Consider the following 18,663-nt stretch of genomic DNA (forward strand, 5'->3'; position numbering starts at 1 on the left):
AAATAGCTTGGCCGAGCTCTGTGAAGAACAAGAGGGGAGACGATGAAGGCAGTTATTCTGGCGGGAGGCCTGGGCACGCGGATCAGCGAAGAGTCGCACCTCAAGCCCAAGCCAATGATCGAGATCGGCGGCAAGCCAATTCTTTGGCACATCATGAAGCAGTACTCCGCCCACGGGATTCATGACTTCGTGATCTGCCTTGGTTACAAGGGCTATGCGATCAAGGACTTCTTCGCCAACTACTTCCTGCACACTTCCGACGTCACCTTCGACATGCGCAACAACCGCATGGACGTGCATCAGAACTACAGCGAGCCGTGGAGCGTCACCCTCATCGACACCGGCGAGGAAACCATGACCGGTGGCCGCTTGCTGCGCGCCGGCCGTTACCTCAAGGATGAAGAGGCCTTCTGCTTTACCTACGGCGACGGCGTCTCCGATATCAATATCCGTCAACTGGTGGACTACCACACCGCCCACGGTCGTCTGGCGACCGTCACCGCCGTACAACCGCCGGGCCGTTACGGTGCCCTGGAACGTCACGGCGATCAGGTGCTCGGTTTCACCGAGAAGCCCCGTGGTGACGGTGGCTGGATCAATGGCGGTTTCTTTGTGCTTTCGCCCAAAGTGCTCTCGTACATCGGCGGTGATGACACCACTTGGGAAGCCGAGCCGTTGGCCCGTCTGGCCCAGGACGAACAATTGAAAGCCTTCGAGCATGAAGGCTTCTGGCACCCGATGGACACGCTGCGCGACAAGAACTACCTCGAAGCGCTGTGGCAGAGCGGGGAGGCCCCATGGAAGCAATGGGACTGAGCCCGGAATTCTGGCGTGGCAAACGCGTTCTGTTGACCGGCCACACCGGGTTCAAGGGCAGTTGGCTGACCCTGTGGCTGCAAAGCCTGGGCGCGCAAGTCAGCGGTTTTGCCCTCGACCCGTCGACCGAACCGAGCCTGTTTGAACTGGCGCGGGTACACGAGGGCATCAACGATCAGCGCGGCGACTTGCGTGACCTCGGCGCGCTGCTGGAGCTGATCGCCGAAACGCAGCCGGAAATCGTCCTGCACCTGGCGGCCCAGCCACTGGTGCGCGAAGGCTATCGCGATCCGCTCGGGACCTATTCCAGCAACGTCATGGGCACCCTCAACCTGCTCGAAGCGATCCGCCAGGTCGGTGGTGTGCGCGCCTGCGTGCTGGTGACCACCGACAAGGTTTACGCGAACAAGGAATGGCTGTGGCCCTACCGCGAAGACGAAGCCCTTGGCGGCCACGACCCTTACAGCAGCAGCAAGGCTTGCTGCGAATTGCTGGCCCAGTCCTATGCCGCTTCGTTCTTCCCGGCTGAGCGCTACGCTGAACATGGCCTGGCGCTGGCCACGGCCCGGGCCGGCAATGTGCTGGGCGGTGGTGACTTCGCTCCAGAACGCTTGATTCCTGATGTGCTCAAGGCCTGGTCGGCGGATGAACCGGTGACCCTGCGTTACCCGCAAGCCGTGCGCCCTTGGCAGCACGCTCTGGAACCGTTGGCCGGTTACCTGCAACTGGCCGCCGGTCTCTATGAAAAAGGTCCCGAGTTTGCCGGTGCCTGGAACTTTGGCCCGAGCGAAGCGGACATGTGTAGCGTCGGCGAAGTGGTCGAACTGCTCGCCAACCGCTGGCCACAAGCGCGCGGATTGCGCATCGAACCGAGCGATTTGCATGAGGCCGGTCTGTTGCGCCTCGACAGCAGCCGCGCCCGTCAACTGTTGGCCTGGAAGCCGCGCTGGTCGTTGCAGCAATGTCTGACTCATACCCTCGATTGGCACCTGGCCTGGCAAAACGGCGACGACATGCGCGCCATCACGTTGGGCCAGTTGAACCTGTACCGAGGCGCGCTGTGAGTGAGTTTCTGTTGAAGTCATTGCCGCTGGCCGGACTGTTCAGCGTGCAGCACAAACGCTTCGAAGATGAGCGTGGGCACTTTGCGCGGCTGTTCTGCGAAGGCAGCCTGAGCGCCTTCGGCCAGCCGTTTCATATCCGCCAGATCAACCATTCCTGCACCCGTGAGCGGGGCAGTGTGCGGGGTCTGCATTATCAGAACGCCAGCGCACCGGAAGCCAAATTGATCACGTGTCTGCGCGGTGAGGTCTGGGACGTGGCGGTGGATTTACGCCCGGACTCGGAGACCTTTCTGCACTGGCACGCCGAACACCTGCGCGCTGGCGACGGTCGCAGCCTGTTGATCCCGGCCGGTTTTGCCCATGGTTTCCAGTCCCTCACCGATGACGCCGAATTGCTTTACCTGCACAGCGCTGATTACACGCCTGCGCATGAGGGCGGTTTGTCGGTGAACGATCCACGGCTGGCGATTGCCTGGCCGTTGCCTGTCAATAATCTGTCGGCCAGGGATTCCAGCCATCCCGTGCTCGATGAACACTTCGCTGGAGTGCGTGTATGAACTGCCGTGGTTGCGCAACGCCGCTGGCCTTGCCGCTGATTGATCTGGGCACTTCGCCGCCGTCCAATGCCTACGTGCGCGTCGACCAGCTGGAACAATCCGAGCAATGGGTGCCGCTGAAGGTTGCAGTGTGTCAGCAATGCTGGCTGGTGCAGACCGAGGATTACACCAGCGCCGACAGCCTGTTCGACGCCGAGTACGCCTACTTCAGTTCGTTTTCCAGCACCTGGCTGACCCATGCCGAGCGCTATGTGAGCGAGATGGTCGAGCGTTTCGGTCTGACGGCTGACAGCCGTGTAGTGGAAATTGCCGCCAACGACGGTTACTTGTTGCAGTACGTGGCCGGGCGCGGCATCCCTTGCCTGGGCGTCGAGCCGACCCGCAGCACCGCGCAAGCGGCACGGGAAAAAGGCCTGGAGATCCGCGAGCTGTTTTTCGGTCGCGATACCGCGTTGCAGCTGACAAACGAAGGCTGGGCCGCCGACCTGATGGCGGCCAACAACGTGCTGGCCCACGTGCCGGATATCAATGATTTCCTCTGCGGCTTCGCCACCTTGCTCAAGCCGACGGGCGTGGCGACGTTCGAGTTTCCGCAGTTGCTGACCCTGATGGCAGGGCAGCAATTCGACACGCTGTATCACGAGCACTATTCCTACCTGTCCCTGACCGCCGTGCAAACGCTGTGCGAGCGCAACGGTCTGGAAGTGTTCGATGTCAGTCAGCTCTCGACCCATGGCGGTTCGCTGCGCGTGTTCGTTCAGCGCGTCGATGGTGTGCGCCGCGAAGTCCTGCCAGCGGTTCAACTGCAACTGCAAGCTGAGCTCGATGCCGGTGTAAAAACCCCCGAGTACTACGCAACCCTCGCGCCCGCCGCCGAACGCATCAAGCACGAACTGCTGCGCTTCCTGTTGCAGGCCAAAGCCGACGGCAAGCGTGTGGTCGGGTACGGCGCCGCTGCCAAGGGCAACACCTTGCTCAACTACGCAGGGGTCAAACCGGACTTGCTGGCCTGGGTCGCCGATGCCAACCCGCACAAGCAGGGCAAATACCTGCCGGGCAGTCGTATCCCGATCGTTTCGCCGGCGCAGATCGACATCGAGAAACCGGATTACGTGCTGGTCCTGCCGTGGAATTTGCTGCATGAAGTCAGTCAACAATTGGCCCAGGTGCGTCAGTGGGATGGCCGTTTCGTGATCGCCGTGCCCGAGTTGACCGTCCTGTGAAAGTGCTCGTGACCGGCGCCACCGGGTTTGTCGGCCGGCATCTGGTCGCGGCCTTGCTTGCTCGTGGTTGCGAAGTTCGCGCCGTGGCGCGCAACGCTGAGACTGCCGCGAGCATGCCGTGGATCAATGCGGTGGAGTTCATCGCCGCGGATATTCACGCCGCTGACCTGGACATCGCCAAGCTGACCGCGGGTGTCGATGCCTTGGCGCATCTGGCCTGGCCGGGGTTGCCGAACTATCAGGCACTGTTCCATTTCGAGCACAACCTGATGGCTGACTACCGGTTCATCAAGGGCGCGGTAGAGGCGGGTGTCTCGCAGGTTTTGGTGACTGGCACCTGTTTCGAATACGGTCTGCAAAGCGGGCCGCTCAGCGAGCAGACCGCGCCGCAGCCAAGCAACCCTTATGGGCTGGCAAAGAACACCTTGCGCGTGTTCCTCGAAAACTTGCAGCGCGTGCAGCCGTTCACCCTGCAATGGGCGCGGCTGTTTTACCTGCACGGCAGCGGACAGAACCCCAATAGTTTGCTGGCAGCGCTGGATCGGGCGATCGATGCCGGCGACGAACGTTTCAACATGTCGGCCGGTGAACAACTGCGCGATTACCTGGCCATCGAGACTGCCGCCGGTTATCTCGCGGCGATCCTGCAACAGCGGGATTTCAATGGCGTGATCAATTGTTCAAGCGGCCAGCCGATATCGGTCAGAGCGCTGGTCGAGCAACGGCTGCGTGAGCGTGGCGCATCGATCAGTTTGAACCTCGGTCACTACCCATACCCGACCCATGAACCGATGGCGTTCTGGGGCGTGGCGGACCGCTTGCAACAGCTAATGGGAGCAGAACATGAGGCATGAGTTGTATCGGGTCGCCGATCTGCCGGTGTTGCAGAATCGCACCTTCGCCGACCCGCAATCCGCCAGGGCTTCGGCCTCTGCCGACATGGTGTTGGTACAGGATGAGCAGAGCGGGTTGATCTTCAACCAGGCCTTCGATGCCGACAAGCTCAGCTACGACGCCGACTACCAAAATGAGCAGGCGCATTCGGTCCAGTTCCAGAAGCACCTGAGCGATGTCGAAGGCATCATTGCCCGCCACTTCAAGGGCCAGGAACTGATCGAAGTCGGCTGCGGCAAAGGCTACTTTCTCGAACTCCTGAAAGGTCAGGGCTATGCCATCACCGGCATCGACCCGGCCTACGAAGGCGACAATGTCGACGTGATCAAGGCCCCGTTCACGCGCGGGCTGGGTCTGGCGGCGGACGCCATCGTGCTGCGCCATGTGCTCGAACACATTCAGGATCCGGTGAGCTTTCTTGCCGAGATCGCCGAGGCCAATCAGGGCGGGCAGATCTACATCGAAGTGCCGTGCTTCGACTGGATTCTCGAGCACCGCGCCTGGTTCGACCTTTTCTACGAGCACGTCAATTACTTCCGCCTCGATGACCTGCGCCGGATGTTCGGCACCGTGCAGGAGGCCGGTCACCTGTTCGGTGGCCAATACCTGTACATCGTTGCGGATCTTTCGACCTTGCGCCTGATCCCGGAACAACCGGTGCCGCGCCTGACACTGCCCGAAGGTTTCACCGCCAGCCTCGACCGCGCCGTTCAGATCATTCAGGCCGCCCCCGAACAAGGTTCGGCGATCTGGGGGGCATCGTCCAAAGGCGTGATCTATTCACTGTTCCTGCAACGGGCCGGTGTCTCCGTGGACCGCGTGGTGGATATCAATCCGGCCAAGCAGGGCCGTTATCTGCCGCTGAGCGGCGTGCGGGTGTCCTCTCCACAAGAGGCCATGGATGCTCTGCCCGAAGGCGCCAATCTGTTTGTGATGAACTCCAACTACCTCGAAGAGATCAAGCGGATGACTGGTGGACGCTACGTCTATCACGCCGTCGACAACGCTTCGTTCCAGTGACCATTGAGAATTTTGAAATGACCGACAACAGCATCAACAAAGCCTTCGAAGCCGAATGCCAGGCAGAAATCGCGCGTCAGGGCGATGACCAGAAACTCACCGGCCTGGCCCGGGAGTTCTTCAACGAATCGGCCAGGCACAAATACAGCTACCACTTCTCGTGGATGGGCCGTCCGATCATCCAGTTGCCGCAAGACATGATGGCCATGCAAGAGATCATCTGGCAGGTCAAACCGGACCTGGTGATCGAATGCGGTATCGCCCATGGCGGTTCGATCATCTACTACGCATCGCTGCTGGAGCTGCAAGGCCACGGCGAAGTGCTGGGCATCGACCTCGACATTCGTGCGCACAACCGCGAAGCCATCGAGAGCCACCCGATGAGCAAGCGCATTTCGATGATCGAGGGTTCGAGCATCGATCCGGCCATCGCCGCCAAAGTGCGCGCTGCGGCCGAAGGCAAGAAAGTCATTCTGGTGCTCGACTCCAACCACACCCACGATCACGTACTCGAAGAGCTGCGCCTGTACGCGCCGTTGGTCTCGGTGGACAGCTACTGCGTGGTGATGGACACCGTGGTTGAAGACATGCCGGCCGACTTCTTCCCGGATCGTCCATGGGGCCCGGGCGACAACCCGAAGACTGCGGTATGGAAGTACCTGGAAGAGAACAAGGACTTCGAAATTGACCAGCAACTGCAAAACAAGCTGCTGATCACCGTGGCGCCGGACGGCTATCTGCGTCGCGTTCGTTAATCAAAAGTGGTTTCAGGTTCTTGGCGATCGGCCGGTTGTGGGGATAGGAAAATGCAGGTTCAAAGCAACACTCAAACCAACGTGACACCGCTGAACGAGCTGTTCACGGTGGTGGTTATCACCCACAACCGCAGTGCGTTCCTGCGACGTGCCTTGCAGTACTACAGCAGCTACTCCGCCAAGGTGCTGGTGCTGGATTCGTCCGTGCAGGGCGATGAGCGCCTCGCGGCCGACTTCCCGTCGGTCGACTATCGCCATTTGCCTCAGTTCACCTACACGGGTTTTCAGCAAAAGCTTGCGTATGGCGCCAGCCAGGTCACCACGCCATACATGGTGCTGGCTGCCGACGATGATTTCCTGCTGCACGATGCATTGACCGAGTCGGTGAACTTCCTCGAGGCCAATCCCGATTACGGCATGTGCCACGGTTACTGCCTGATGTACCTGACGCACTCCAATTATGTGCAGTACTACCGTCGCGACAAGAAGGTGAAAGAGGATTACAGCGCCGATCGCGCGCAGGATCGTGTGCTCGATTACATGGGCCAGTACATCCCGCCGTTCTATGCGGTGCACCGCACTTCGTTATTGCAGGACTGGTACGCGGCCATGCCGCAAGGCACGATTTTCGAGTGGCAGGAAATCGGCCATGTGTATTACATGCTCGCGCGGGCCAAGGCGCGGATTCTGCCGACGCCTTATGTGGTGCGGGAGGTCAACTATGGCCGTTCGGATCACAATACCGAAATCATTCACGTCCTGAGTTTCAAAGACGCCCGCTCCGTCGCCGAGCGTGAGCGCTTTGCCGGTTTCCTCGCCACGCTGCCGACCGGCATCAGTGGTCTGGACCAGGCGCAGATCGCCGAGTTCGCCCTGCAAAGTTTCCAGGCGCTGGCCGACAGCCTGGCCGCGCGCAATGCATTGACTATCGAGCCGATCTTCGAGTCCTACTGGAAAGATCCCACCGTTGGCCCGAAGCGCGCATTCGGGCCTCATCAGTATGTCGAGATGCCGTTCTACAACCAGACGTTTTTCGATCAACTGACCGAGTGCGAATTCCTGCTCCATGCGATGCCTGCCGGACGCTTGCAGCTGGAAGAAATGGAAGGTGCGTTACTTCAGCAGCACACGTTGCAGCGGATCTATTCCAATGACACGTCCGAGACCATCCAGAACCGTTTGCTGCATGCCGTACAGTTGGGCGCATTCAACCGTAGGGTTGTGCAAAAACTGGTGCAGCAGCTGTTGGACATGGGCGAGAGCGCCGATGCGAAAATATTGACGGACTGGATTGCCCGCCTCGACAGCGTACCAACCTACGACAGCCGTCAGTTGCTGGACAGTATGCCCTCCGGCCGGCTGTTGAACTGGTTGCAGGCTCGCCAGCCGAACGACACAGCCGTACGGAAAATCAATCAACATCTGGCGGCCAATGAGGGCGGGCCTCAGTTCGGCATTCTGCTGCTGGATCTTGAAGCCGACATGGACAAGTTGCAGACCACCTTTGACAGCCTGATGGAAAGCGCTTTCCGCGCCTTTAAGGTGGTGGTCTTCACCACCGGTGATTTGCCCGAGGTCACCACCGAACAAAATACTGTGCATTTTGTAAAGGTCAGTGCAAGCAACTACGTCGATAGACTGAACCAGATTGCCCAGCGCTCGACGTCGGACTGGCTGCTGTTGGCCGAGGCCGGCGATGAGTTCACGTCTGCCGGCTTCCTGCGTGCCAGCCTTGAGTTGCAGAACGCCGAAGGTTGCCGTGCGGTGGCGATGGATGAGATTCATCGCCGTAGCAACGGCACATTGACCGAAGTTTTCCGTCCTGACTTCAACCTCGACCTGCTGCAAAGTCTGCCGGCGTTGACCGCCCGGCATTGGCTGATCCGACGCGAGGTGCTGGTGGATGTCGGCGGTTATGCTCGCGAGTTCAGCGATGCCCTGGAGTTCGACCTGCTGCTGCGCCTGATCGAAACTGGCGGGCTGGCGGGTCTGGCGCATTTGGCCGAACCATTGCTCATCACCCCGGCGGTGGAGATGGCACCGAACGAGCACCAACGTCAGACTCTGGTGCGCCACCTGGCAACCCGTGGCTATCAGGCACAGGTGAGCGCTGAGGCATTTGGTGGCTTGCGGATCGACTACCGCCACGCCGGGCGTCCGAAGGTGTCGATCATCGTACGCAGCGAAGGCTGTCAGGAGCAATTGCAGCGCTGCCTGGTGAGCGTATTGCAGCGCACGCGCTATCAGAACAACGAAATTATCATCGCCGACAATCACAGTCAGTCAGCCGATCTGATGACGTGGCTCGACAGTCTGGAGCAAAACGGCGGCGGGCGGATTCGTCTGATCAAGAACGAGCGGCGCGTGAGCTCGTCGGCACTGCTCAACCAGGCCGTCGCGCAGGCGCAAGGTGAGTATCTGATACTGCTCGCAGAAGACGCCGAGGTGGTCAATGCCAATTGGGTCGAAGCCTTGCTCAATCAGGCTCAGCGTCCTGAAGTGGGTGTGGTGGGGGCCAAACTGGTCGATCGCGAGGGCAGCGTGACCGGCGCCGGTCTGATTCTGGGTCTGGAAGATGGCGTGGCTTCTGCGTTCATTGGCGAGAAAAAAGACGCACCGGGTCATATGCATCGACTGCTGGTCGAGCAGAATTATTCGGCAGTTTCCGATGCTTGTCTGATGGTGCGCAAGGAGGTGTTCGACGCACTGGGAGGGCTGGATGAAGAGCATTTCGAGCAAGCGTATGCCGATGTCGACTTTTGCCTGAAAGTCGCCGATGCCGGGTTGCTGACCGTATGGACGCCGCAAGTGCAAATCGCCCACCCCGGCACTTTGCCGGATGACCCGCAGGCGGCAGCTGCCCTGCGTGACAAGTGGCAGGCGCGCTTCGCTCAGGACGCGGCCTACAACCAGAATCTTTCCCTGACCGGCAAGGGCTTTACCCTCGGCGACGCCTCCAGTGTGAACTGGTCGCAGCTGCTTGCTTAAGCCTGGCTGACAGGTAAAAGGACTCAAGAATGTTCAACGGTAAATCGATTTTCATCTCTGGCGGCACCGGCTCGTTCGGGCGCAATTTCATCCGCCGGTTGCTGGAGCAATATCAGCCGAAGCGGGTGGTGGTGTTCTCCCGCGATGAGCTCAAGCAGTACGAGATGCAACAGACGTTCAACGCGCCGTGCATGCGTTATTTCCTCGGTGATGTGCGTGATGTCGAGCGTTTGCGTCAGGCCATGCGCGGTATCGATTACGTGGTGCATGCCGCAGCGCTGAAGCAAGTGCCGGCGGCGGAGTACAACCCGACCGAATGCATTCGCACCAACGTCAACGGTGCGGAAAACATCATCGCCGCGGCCATCGATAACGGCGTGAAAAAAGTCGTCGCGCTGTCCACCGACAAGGCCGCCAGCCCGATCAACCTGTACGGCGCGACCAAGCTGTTGTCGGACAAATTGTTCGTCGCCGCGAACAACATTGCCGGTGACCAGAACACCCGTTTTTCGGTGGTCCGTTACGGCAACGTCGCCGGCTCGCGGGGGTCGGTGGTGCCGTTTTTCAGCAAGCTGATTACCGAGGGCGCCACGGAGCTGCCGATCACCGATGAACGCATGACGCGTTTCTGGATCACCCTCGATCACGGTGTGCAGTTTGTGCTAGACAGCTTCGCCCGCATGCACGGTGGTGAAGTGTTTGTGCCGAAAATCCCGTCGATCCGTATCGTCGATCTGGCGTTGGGCATGGCTGAACATTTGCCGCACAGGAACGTCGGTATTCGTCCGGGAGAAAAACTCCATGAGCTGATGGTCCCGCTGGATGACGCGCGGATGACCCTGGAGTTCGATGATCACTACACGATTCAGCCGTCGATTCGTTTCACCAGCGTCGACGTGGATTTTGCTGTCGACAAACTGGGCGAGCAGGGCACGCCTGTCAGTGAAGACTTCGAGTACCGTTCCGACACCAACCCGCACTTCCTGTCGGTAGGCCAGATCGCAGATCTGCACGCGGAGCTGTCGGCATGATTCCCTACGGTCGGCAAAGCCTCGATCAGGCAGACATCGATGCGGTGGTCGCCGTGTTGCAGTCCGACTGGCTGACACAAGGGCCGACCATTGAACGCTTCGAACAGGCCATGGCCGAGCGTTGTCAGGCTGATTTCGCGGTGGCGGTGTGCAATGCCACCGCCGCGTTGCACATTGCCTGTCTCGCCGCCGGGCTCGGCCCGGGCGACCGGTTGTGGACCACGCCGAACACCTTTTTGGCTTCGGCCAATTGTGGTCGCTATTGCGGCGCCGAAGTGGACTTCGTCGACATCGATCCGCTGACCTGGAACCTCGACGCCTACACGCTGGCGGCGAAGCTTGAAGCTGCCGAGCGTGACGGCACGCTGCCGAAGGTTCTGGTAGCCGTGGCGTTTTCCGGTCAGAGCTGCGACATGCGCATGATCGCCGAGTTGGCTGAACGCTATGGCTTTACGGTGATCGAGGACGCGTCCCACGCGGTCGGCGCATCCTATGCCGGGCGTCCGGTGGGCTGCGGCGAATTTGCGGCGATGACGGTGTTCAGTTTTCACCCGGTGAAGATCATCACCAGTGCCGAGGGCGGCATGGTTCTGACCAATCGCCCGGAATTGGCCGAGCGCTTGCAGCGCTTGCGCAGCCACGGCATGACCCGCGATCCGCAGCAGATGACCGAACCCAGTCACGGTCCCTGGTACTACCAGCAAGTGGAATTGGGCTTCAACTATCGGATCACCGATCTGCAAGCGGCGCTCGGTTTGTCACAACTGAACAAGCTCGATGGCTTCATCGAGCGTCGTCGTGAACTGGCGGCGCGGTATGACCGATTGCTGGCGTACCTGCCGCTGACCTTGCCCAGCGCGCAGCCCGAAGCCGGGTCGGCATGGCATCTGTACGTGGTGCGGTTGCAGCCTGATCGGATCAACCTCAGCCATCGGCAGGTGTTCGAAGGGTTGCGGGCGGCCGGGATCGGGGTGAACCTGCACTATATTCCGCTGCATTTGCAGCCGTACTATCGTGATCTGGGGTTTGCCGAGGGAGACTTCCCGCAGGCCGAGCGTTATTACGCCGAAGCCATCAGCTTGCCGATGTTTCCTTTGCTGAGCGATGAACAACAGGACTTCGTGGTCGAGCAACTGCGTCGGTTGGTTCTTGAGGAGTAGTGACACTTGAGTTGCGTTGCAATCATTCCGGCCCGCGGTGGCAGCAAGCGAATCCCGCGCAAGAACCTCAAACCGTTCGACGGTGTACCGATGATCGTCCGTTCGATCCGTACGGCGCTCGATTGCGGGTTGTTCGATCAAGTCGTCGTCAGTACGGATGACGAAGAAATTGCCGACGTCGCCCGGGCTCATGGCGCGCAGGTGCCGTTCGTGCGGCCTGTCGAACTGGCTGATGATTTCACCGGGACAGCTGCGGTGATCGTGCATGCCTTGAGCCAATTGCCGATCTTCGACTACGTCTGCTGCATCTACGCTACCGCACCGCTGTTGCAGGCACGCTATCTGCGTCAGGGGCATGAATTACTGGTGCAGCATCCGGACAAGTCCTTCGCTTTTTCCGTGGCCGGTTTCGGCTTCCCGGTACAACGTGCCTTGACCCTCGACGAGCAGGGTGCCTTGACCTCGCTCTATCCGGAGTTTCGCAACACCCGCTCCCAGGATTTACCTGAAGCCTATCAGGATGCCGGTCAGTTTTACTGGGGGCGCAGAGAGGCCTGGTTGCGCGGCGATGTGCTGTTTTCTCCGGCGAGCCTTCCGGTGATTCTGCCGCGGCATCTGGTGCAGGACATCGACACCCTTGAAGACTGGAAGCGTGCCGAATACCTGTATGCCGCATTGAAAGCTGGCGGAGAGCTGCAATGAGAGTGCTGATCCGCGCCGATGCGTCGCCGAGCATTGGCAGCGGTCACATCGCTCGCTGTTTGACCCTGGCCAGAGTCTTGCGCAAGCAGGGTGCGCAGGTGGCCTTTGCTTGTCGTCTGTTGCCGGGCCATCGACTGGACGCACTGCAAGCCGAGGGCTTTGAAGTCTTCGCCCTGGCGGCTCGTTACCCTGATGAAGATCCGCAGCAGGCAATCGAATCCTTGCTGCCTTGGCAGGCGGACATCGCCGCGCTTGAGCACGCGCTGAGCAATCATCCGGCCTTCGATTGGGTCATCGTCGACCACTACGGCCTCGACCATCATTGGCAGACCGCAGCCCGCCGCTGGGCGCCAAGGATTGCAGCTGTGGACGACCTCGCCACTCGAACTTACAGCGTCGATCTGCTGCTCAACCAGAACTTGTCGGGTACGCCACTAGCCTATGCTTCGCTGTTAGCACCTGGCTGCCAGACTTTGCTCGGTCCACGTTTTGCCCTCCTGCGCGATGAATTCTGTTGCCCGGCAATCGAAATCAAACCCAAGGCCAAAAGGGTGCTGGTGAATTTCGGTGGTTTCGATGCGGCGATGCAAACTCATCACGCGATGCTGGCAATGGCGGAGTTGCATGAGCTCGAAGTCGATTTCGTCGCCGGTGCCGACAACCCGGCCTGGGCACAGATGCAGGCCTTGGCGGAGAGTCGTCCGAACTGGCGCTTGCACAGTTTTGTCAGCGACTTTTACCGACTGATGACCGAGGCCAACCTGTTTGTCGGTGCCGGCGGTGGCACCAGTTGGGAGCGGGCAGCCATGGGGTTGCCGACGATCTGCATTGCGGTCTCGAATAATCAGCAGGCCAACGCCGAAATCATGGCGACCTCAGGTTCCCATGTGTATCTGGGCCCCCGCGAGCACGTCAGTGTCGAGCAGTTGCGTCAGGCCATTGCTTTTCTCGTGGGTAATCAGGGGTTACGCCAAAGTCTGGCCGAACACTCGCGTCAGTTGGTCGATGGGCGGGGTGCGCAGCGGGTTGCGGCAGCGCTCGCCGGTGCGGTACTGCAGGTTCGCAAGGCGTCCCTGGACGATGCGCCGCTGCTGTTCGAGGGGCGCAATGCCGAGTCGGTGCGGCGCTGGTCGCTGGACACGCAGGTCATCGATTGGCAACGGCATCAAGACTGGCTGGCCGCGAGCCTGAGCAACCACGGACGATTACTGTTGATCGCCGAGGCGGACGATGGCCCGGTCGGGGTGCTGCGTTATGACCTGGACGGACTTGAAGCCGAAGTCTCGATTTACCTGCTTGAAGACCGTCTCGGTCTGGGGTGGGGCAGGGCGCTGTTGGCGCGGGGCGAAGCCTTCGTGACCACCCACTGGCCGCAACTGCAGGCCATCACCGCTCAAGTGTTGCCGGCGAATCAGCCGTCGCTGAAGCTGTTTCGCGAGGCAGGATTCACCCAGCGTGCTTGCGCGTTCACGCGCATATTGAAGGATCACCGCAATGACTAGCTTCAAGATTGGCAATCGCTCCATCGGTGCCGATGCGCCGCCGTTCATCATTGCCGAGATGAGTGGCAACCATAACCAGTCCCTTGATGTGGCGCTGCAGATCGTCGAAGCCGCGGCCAAGGCCGGAGCGCATGCCCTGAAGCTGCAAACCTACACCGCCGAGACCATGACCCTGGACCTGTCCGAAGGTGAGTTCTTCATCAAGGACCCGAGCAGCCTCTGGGCCGGTTCTTCGTTGTACGCGTTGTACGAGAAGGCCCACACACCGTGGGAATGGCACGCGCCGATTTTCGCCCGGGCCAAAGAACTGGGCATGCTCGCGTTCTCCACACCGTTCGATGACACAGCGGTGGACTTCCTCGAAAGCCTCGACGTACCGGCCTACAAGATCGCCAGCTTCGAGAATACCGACCTGCCATTGATTCGTCGGGTCGCTGCGACCGGCAAGCCATTGATCATTTCTACCGGCATGGCCAGCATCGCTGAACTCGATGAAACCGTGCGTGCCGCCCGCGAGGCCGGTTGCAAGGATCTGGTGTTGCTCAAGTGCACCAGCACTTACCCCGCGACGCCTGCCAACAGCAACGTGCGGACGATTCCTCATTTGCGTGAATTGTTTGGCTGTGAAGTTGGCCTGTCCGATCACTCCATGGGAGTCGGAGTGTCTGTGGCCGCGGTGGCGCTGGGGGCGACGGTGGTGGAAAAACATTTCACTCTCGATCGTGCGGCGGGTGGCGTTGATGCCAGTTTCTCCCTGGAACCGGCAGAGCTGGCCAGCCTGGTGATCGAAACCGAACGCGCCTGGCAGGCCATGGGCCGTGTGCATTACGGCGTGACCGAAGCCGAGCGCAAGTCGCTGGTGTACCGCCGCTCGCTCTACGTGACTCAGGACATGGCTGCCGGCGAACCCTTTACTGTCGCTAATCTGCGAGCCATTCGTCCGGGTCTGGGGTTGGCTCCAAAACACACGGAAACGCTTCTGGGCCGCCATGCCCGTCAGGCCATCCCGCGCGGAACGCCGCTGGACTGGTCGTTGGTCGAATAACCCCATGTGGCGCTGATTCGGCAAAATAGCGTGACCTGCGAGTCATAACGCGCATCTTCACTGTATTGTATAAATCGGGGAGGTGGCGCCTGGTGTCTTTTTGACCCGGTGATAGCCTTATATTCTTCCCGCCGTCGCCTCAGTGAGGCGACGTTTTTATCCGTTTGTCGGCGCCCCTCGAATCATTACGAGCGGTGGTATTGGGCTGTTTATTATTGGGAAGCCGTAATGATTGGCATAAAAAGCATTGCGAGCTACGTTCCTGTAGCCGGCGTGGACAATTACGCACAGGGTGCAAAATTCGAAAAGGATGAAGAATTCATCCTGGGCAAAATCGGTTCGGCCTTCCTGCCGCGTAAAGACGCCGGGCAGGAAACCTCGGACCTGTGTGTCGAAGCAGCCAATGCGCTGTTCGCCAACAATCCCGACTTGAAACGTGAAGACATCGACGTGCTGATCGTTGTCACCCAGAACGGCGACGAAGAAGGCCTGCCGCACACCGCAGCCATCGTTCAGGACAAACTGGGCCTGCCGACTACCGTGGCCGCGTTCGATATTTCTTTGGGCTGCTCCGGCTACGTCTACGGCATCTACGCCATCAAGGGCTTCATGGAAGCCGCAGGCTTGAAGAATGGCCTGCTGATCACCGCTGATCCGTACTCGAAGATCGTCGACCCGGAAGACCGCAACACCACCATGCTGTTTGGTGATGCCGCCACCGCGACCTGGATGGGCGAAGACGCACCATGGCAGTTGGGCAAGGCCAAGTTCGGCACTGACGGTTCCGGCGCACCGCACCTGAAGGTCACCGATGGCGTGTTCTTCATGAACGGCCGTCAGGTGTTCAATTTTGCGCTGCTTAAAGTCCCGGCGCATTTGCACGAGTTGCTGGCCGATTCGCAACTGACCGCTGACGATATCGATGCCTTTTGCATCCATCAGGGCAGTGCAGCGATTGTCGATGCCGTGGCGCGACGCTTCGAAGGCGAGCCGGAGAAGTTCATCAAGGACATGGTCGAAACTGGCAACACGGTGTCCTCGAGCATTCCGTTGCTGTTGGAAAAACATGTCATGGACTCCGCCTGGAAGCGCGTCGCGTTGAGCGGTTTCGGTGTTGGTCTGTCGTGGGGTTCGGCGATTATCTATCGCCCTTGATCTTTCAAAGCCAGGCACAAAAAAAGCGTTCAAGGTGTAACCTTGAGCGCTATTTTTTTGCCCGAATGAAAAGCGAGGCTCCATGAGCGAGTTCTTTGAGCGCAACGTCGACGTCATACAGCGCCGCTGGCCGATGCTGTCTGCGCGCTTGCTGGTTGAGAACACAAGCTTGTTGCAGGCTGAACTGGTGGAAGGCCTGGGCTCGACACTGAGCATCAATGGCATTCAACTGACCAGCCGCCATGACCGCGTCCGTGAGGCCAGGCTTCAGGCCGACAGCCTGCCGATCGACAGCCCCGTGGTGCATGTCTACGGCACCGGGCTTGGTGATCTGCAAGTGGAGCTGCTGGCGCGCGTCGGGCTTGAGCGTTTGTATGTGCACATCCTCAACGGTGCGGTGTTTGCGCTGGTGCTGCAACTGCTGGATCAGCAGCAGTGGCTCGGCGATCCGCGGGTCGAGCTGATGTACGCCGGCGATCTGGCGGAAATCCAGCTGCCGTTTTTCGCCTTGCCGTCCGAGCTGGTATTGGCGGATGACTTCAATGCCAAGATCCGCGATCGCCTGATCAGCGAAACCCACTTGATGTTCAATAACCGTGAGTTTGATCCTCAGGCTCCAGACATCGTCGAGCGCTTGCAGGCGAGTCTGAGCCTGGTCCAGGCCGATGATGATGTCGCCCGGCTGTTCGGTACGCGGCCGGGGCAGGAAGTGTTCGTGATCGCCACCGGACCGAGCCTGGAGTTGCACTTCGAGACATTGCACGCAATTCGCCATCAGGTAGAGCGGCCGCTGTTCATCTGTGTCGATACCGCTTACCGGCCGCTGCTTGATCACGGCATCCGTCCCGACATCGTCGTCAGTATCGATCAACGCATCTCGACCCGGCACCTGCCGCCTGAAGGAACGACGGACATTGCCCTGGCATACATGCCCATGGTCGATCCACAAGTGCTGAAAGCCTGGCAGGGCGCACGGTATGTCGGTTATTCCGCCAGTCCAATTTATCAACACATGCGGCAGCAGTTACCGAGAGGCGAGCTGTATGTCGGTGGCAGCGTGATTCATCCGGCGGTGGACCTGGCGGTGAAGATGGGCGCGGTGCAGATCACCCTGTTTGGTGCCGACTTTGCCTTTCCAAGCGACAAGACCCATGCGGGCTGGGACGATGGCGACTTGGGGCCACAACTGGGGGCGGCCAAACACTGGGTGCTCGACGGTCTCGGACAACGAATCAAAACCCAGCTCAACTTCCGCAGCTACCTGTGTGAGCTGGAGCGCTATATCGCTGCGCATCCACACGTAGCCTTCTACAACAGCAGTCGAGCCGGGGCCATGATTGCCGGCACGACATTTCATCCGGAGTTCACTCAATGAGCGAAGTGTTACTCGTTGATCAGGCCCGGCAATGTTCAGCATTGTTTCGCCTGGGAAGAGATGTCGAGGCTGCGCTGGTCATGGTCGAGGTGGCGGAGCGAGTGCAGTCGCGGGTCGGCGGGGCAGACAGCCAGATTGCGGCCCGGTGGATGGCATTGCTGACATGCCTGCTTGATAGTCAGGAACGACAGGACTGGTTGGCGCTGGCGGACTACCTTGAATACGAACTGGTCGATTTGCTGCTGGCTGTCAATTCCGCGTAATCCATAGGAGATCAGCGAGAGCGGGGATGTAAGGAGGTTTTTCGGCAGTTCTCTGGCGTCATTTTTTGGTGGTTGGGTCGTCGCTAGGCCTTTGTTTTAAAGGGGGTGGCAGGGTGATGGCAAAAAAATTTCAAAATCCCCTAAAGCAACCTGCGTTGGCGACGATAACTATTACGAAGGTTCTCTAGGCCATACCCGGCGGTTGCCAGGGCCGGAAGCCGCAGTACCCAACCAACGAGGAATTCGTCATGGCTTTGACAGTAAACACCAACACTACTTCTCTGAACGTTCAGAAAAACCTGAACCGTGCTTCCGACGCTCTGTCGACTTCGATGACCCGTCTTTCTTCCGGCCTGAAAATCAACAGCGCCAAAGACGACGCCGCCGGCCTGCAGATCGCTACTCGTATGAATTCGCAAATCCGTGGTCAGACCATGGCTATCAAAAACGCCAACGACGGTGTTTCGATCGCTCAGACCGCTGAAGGCGCTCTGCAAGAGTCGAGCAACATTCTGCAGCGTATGCGTGAAATCGCACTGCAATCGCGAAACGATTCCAACGGCACTGCTGACCGTACCGCTCTGGACAAAGAATACCAACAGTCGATCGCTGAGCTGACCCGTATCGCTCAGTCGACCAACCTGAACGGCAAGGCGCTGATCGACGGTACTGCTGGTGCGATGGAGTTCCAGGTAGGTTCGAACACTACCTCTGACAACCAGATCACTCTGACCCTGTCGACCAGCTTCGACGCCAGCGCCCTGGCCATGACCGGTACTGTGATCTCCGGCGTAGACAACACAACTAACCACACTAACGTTGATGCCTCTATCTCGGCTATCGACGCTGCTCTGGCAAACATCAACGCCACTCGCGCTGACTTGGGTGCTGCTCAGAACCGTTTCTCGACTACCATTTCCAACCTGCAGAACATCAACGAAAACGCCAGTGCTGCACTGAGCCGCGTACAAGACACCGACTTCGCTGCTGAAACTGCACAGCTGACCAAGCAACAAACTCTGCAACAAGCTTCCACCGCAGTTCTGGCTCAGGCCAACCAACTGCCATCCGCTGTACTGAAACTGCTTCAGTAATAGCCGGATGAGTTTTGGC

General features: G+C 59.6%; 17 protein-coding genes. All 17 read left to right on the forward strand.

Features of this window, described 5'->3' with window-relative positions; translation table 11 throughout:
- The first annotated feature begins 42 nt into the window (after positions 1-42).
- The 17 genes from rfbF to PMI27_RS06230 all read left to right on the forward strand — a co-directional run bounded on the left by rfbF (position 43) and on the right by PMI27_RS06230 (position 18,644).
- Positions 43-816 carry a glucose-1-phosphate cytidylyltransferase gene (gene rfbF, locus PMI27_RS06310; RefSeq protein WP_008151005.1) on the forward strand — a complete coding sequence of 258 codons (774 nt, stop codon included), beginning with the start codon at positions 43-45 and terminating at the stop codon, positions 814-816.
- Complete coding sequence (gene rfbG / locus PMI27_RS06305) at positions 798-1,880, forward strand: CDP-glucose 4,6-dehydratase (RefSeq protein WP_008151006.1); 1,083 nt, start codon at positions 798-800, stop codon at positions 1,878-1,880. Before rfbF ends, rfbG begins: the two co-directional genes overlap by 19 nt.
- Positions 1,877-2,437 (forward strand): dTDP-4-dehydrorhamnose 3,5-epimerase family protein, encoded by a 561-nt coding sequence (locus PMI27_RS06300; RefSeq protein ID WP_008151008.1) that lies wholly within the window; start codon positions 1,877-1,879, stop codon positions 2,435-2,437. The genes rfbG and PMI27_RS06300 overlap by 4 nt, the downstream gene beginning before the upstream one ends.
- Positions 2,434-3,660, forward strand: a complete 1,227-nt coding sequence (locus PMI27_RS06295; RefSeq protein WP_008151009.1) for a class I SAM-dependent methyltransferase — start codon at positions 2,434-2,436, stop codon at positions 3,658-3,660. Before PMI27_RS06300 ends, PMI27_RS06295 begins: the two co-directional genes overlap by 4 nt.
- Positions 3,657-4,514, forward strand: a complete 858-nt coding sequence (locus PMI27_RS06290; protein ID WP_008151012.1) for an NAD-dependent epimerase/dehydratase family protein — start codon at positions 3,657-3,659, stop codon at positions 4,512-4,514. Before PMI27_RS06295 ends, PMI27_RS06290 begins: the two co-directional genes overlap by 4 nt.
- A complete protein-coding gene (locus PMI27_RS06285) occupies positions 4,504-5,574 on the forward strand; it encodes a class I SAM-dependent methyltransferase (RefSeq protein ID WP_008151014.1) in 1,071 nt (356 codons plus the stop codon). The genes PMI27_RS06290 and PMI27_RS06285 overlap by 11 nt, the downstream gene beginning before the upstream one ends.
- 17 nt (positions 5,575-5,591) lie before the next feature.
- On the forward strand, positions 5,592-6,329 hold the full coding sequence (locus tag PMI27_RS06280) for a cephalosporin hydroxylase family protein (protein WP_008151017.1): 738 nt from the start codon (positions 5,592-5,594) through the stop codon (positions 6,327-6,329).
- A gap of 51 nt (positions 6,330-6,380) precedes the next feature.
- Positions 6,381-9,317: a TIGR00180 family glycosyltransferase gene (locus tag PMI27_RS06275; protein WP_008151019.1), complete on the forward strand. Its 2,937-nt coding sequence runs from the start codon at positions 6,381-6,383 to the stop codon at positions 9,315-9,317.
- Between the two features lie 29 nt (positions 9,318-9,346).
- Complete coding sequence (gene pseB, locus PMI27_RS06270) at positions 9,347-10,348, forward strand: UDP-N-acetylglucosamine 4,6-dehydratase (inverting) (protein ID WP_008151021.1); 1,002 nt, start codon at positions 9,347-9,349, stop codon at positions 10,346-10,348.
- Positions 10,345-11,508, forward strand: a complete 1,164-nt coding sequence (pseC, locus tag PMI27_RS06265) for a UDP-4-amino-4,6-dideoxy-N-acetyl-beta-L-altrosamine transaminase (protein WP_008151023.1) — start codon at positions 10,345-10,347, stop codon at positions 11,506-11,508. Before pseB ends, pseC begins: the two co-directional genes overlap by 4 nt.
- 6 nt (positions 11,509-11,514) lie before the next feature.
- Positions 11,515-12,210, forward strand: a complete 696-nt coding sequence (gene pseF / locus PMI27_RS06260) for a pseudaminic acid cytidylyltransferase (RefSeq protein WP_008151026.1) — start codon at positions 11,515-11,517, stop codon at positions 12,208-12,210.
- Positions 12,207-13,712, forward strand: coding sequence for a UDP-2,4-diacetamido-2,4,6-trideoxy-beta-L-altropyranose hydrolase (gene pseG / locus PMI27_RS06255; RefSeq protein ID WP_008151028.1), 1,506 nt, complete (start codon positions 12,207-12,209; stop codon positions 13,710-13,712). The genes pseF and pseG overlap by 4 nt, the downstream gene beginning before the upstream one ends.
- Positions 13,705-14,757, forward strand: a complete 1,053-nt coding sequence (pseI, locus tag PMI27_RS06250) for a pseudaminic acid synthase (RefSeq protein ID WP_008151030.1) — start codon at positions 13,705-13,707, stop codon at positions 14,755-14,757. Before pseG ends, pseI begins: the two co-directional genes overlap by 8 nt.
- Positions 14,758-14,985: 228 nt before the next feature.
- Positions 14,986-15,912, forward strand: coding sequence for a ketoacyl-ACP synthase III (locus PMI27_RS06245; protein ID WP_008151032.1), 927 nt, complete (start codon positions 14,986-14,988; stop codon positions 15,910-15,912).
- A gap of 82 nt (positions 15,913-15,994) precedes the next feature.
- Positions 15,995-17,287 carry a motility associated factor glycosyltransferase family protein gene (locus tag PMI27_RS06240; RefSeq protein WP_008151034.1) on the forward strand — a complete coding sequence of 431 codons (1,293 nt, stop codon included), beginning with the start codon at positions 15,995-15,997 and terminating at the stop codon, positions 17,285-17,287.
- Complete coding sequence (locus tag PMI27_RS06235; protein ID WP_008151036.1) at positions 17,284-17,550, forward strand: hypothetical protein; 267 nt, start codon at positions 17,284-17,286, stop codon at positions 17,548-17,550. The genes PMI27_RS06240 and PMI27_RS06235 overlap by 4 nt, the downstream gene beginning before the upstream one ends.
- A gap of 248 nt (positions 17,551-17,798) precedes the next feature.
- Positions 17,799-18,644, forward strand: a complete 846-nt coding sequence (locus PMI27_RS06230) for a flagellin domain-containing protein (RefSeq protein ID WP_008151038.1) — start codon at positions 17,799-17,801, stop codon at positions 18,642-18,644.
- The last annotated feature ends 19 nt before the right edge of the window (positions 18,645-18,663 follow it).

The organism is Pseudomonas sp. GM41(2012) (assembly GCF_000282315.2).
GTDB lineage: Bacteria > Pseudomonadota > Gammaproteobacteria > Pseudomonadales > Pseudomonadaceae > Aquipseudomonas.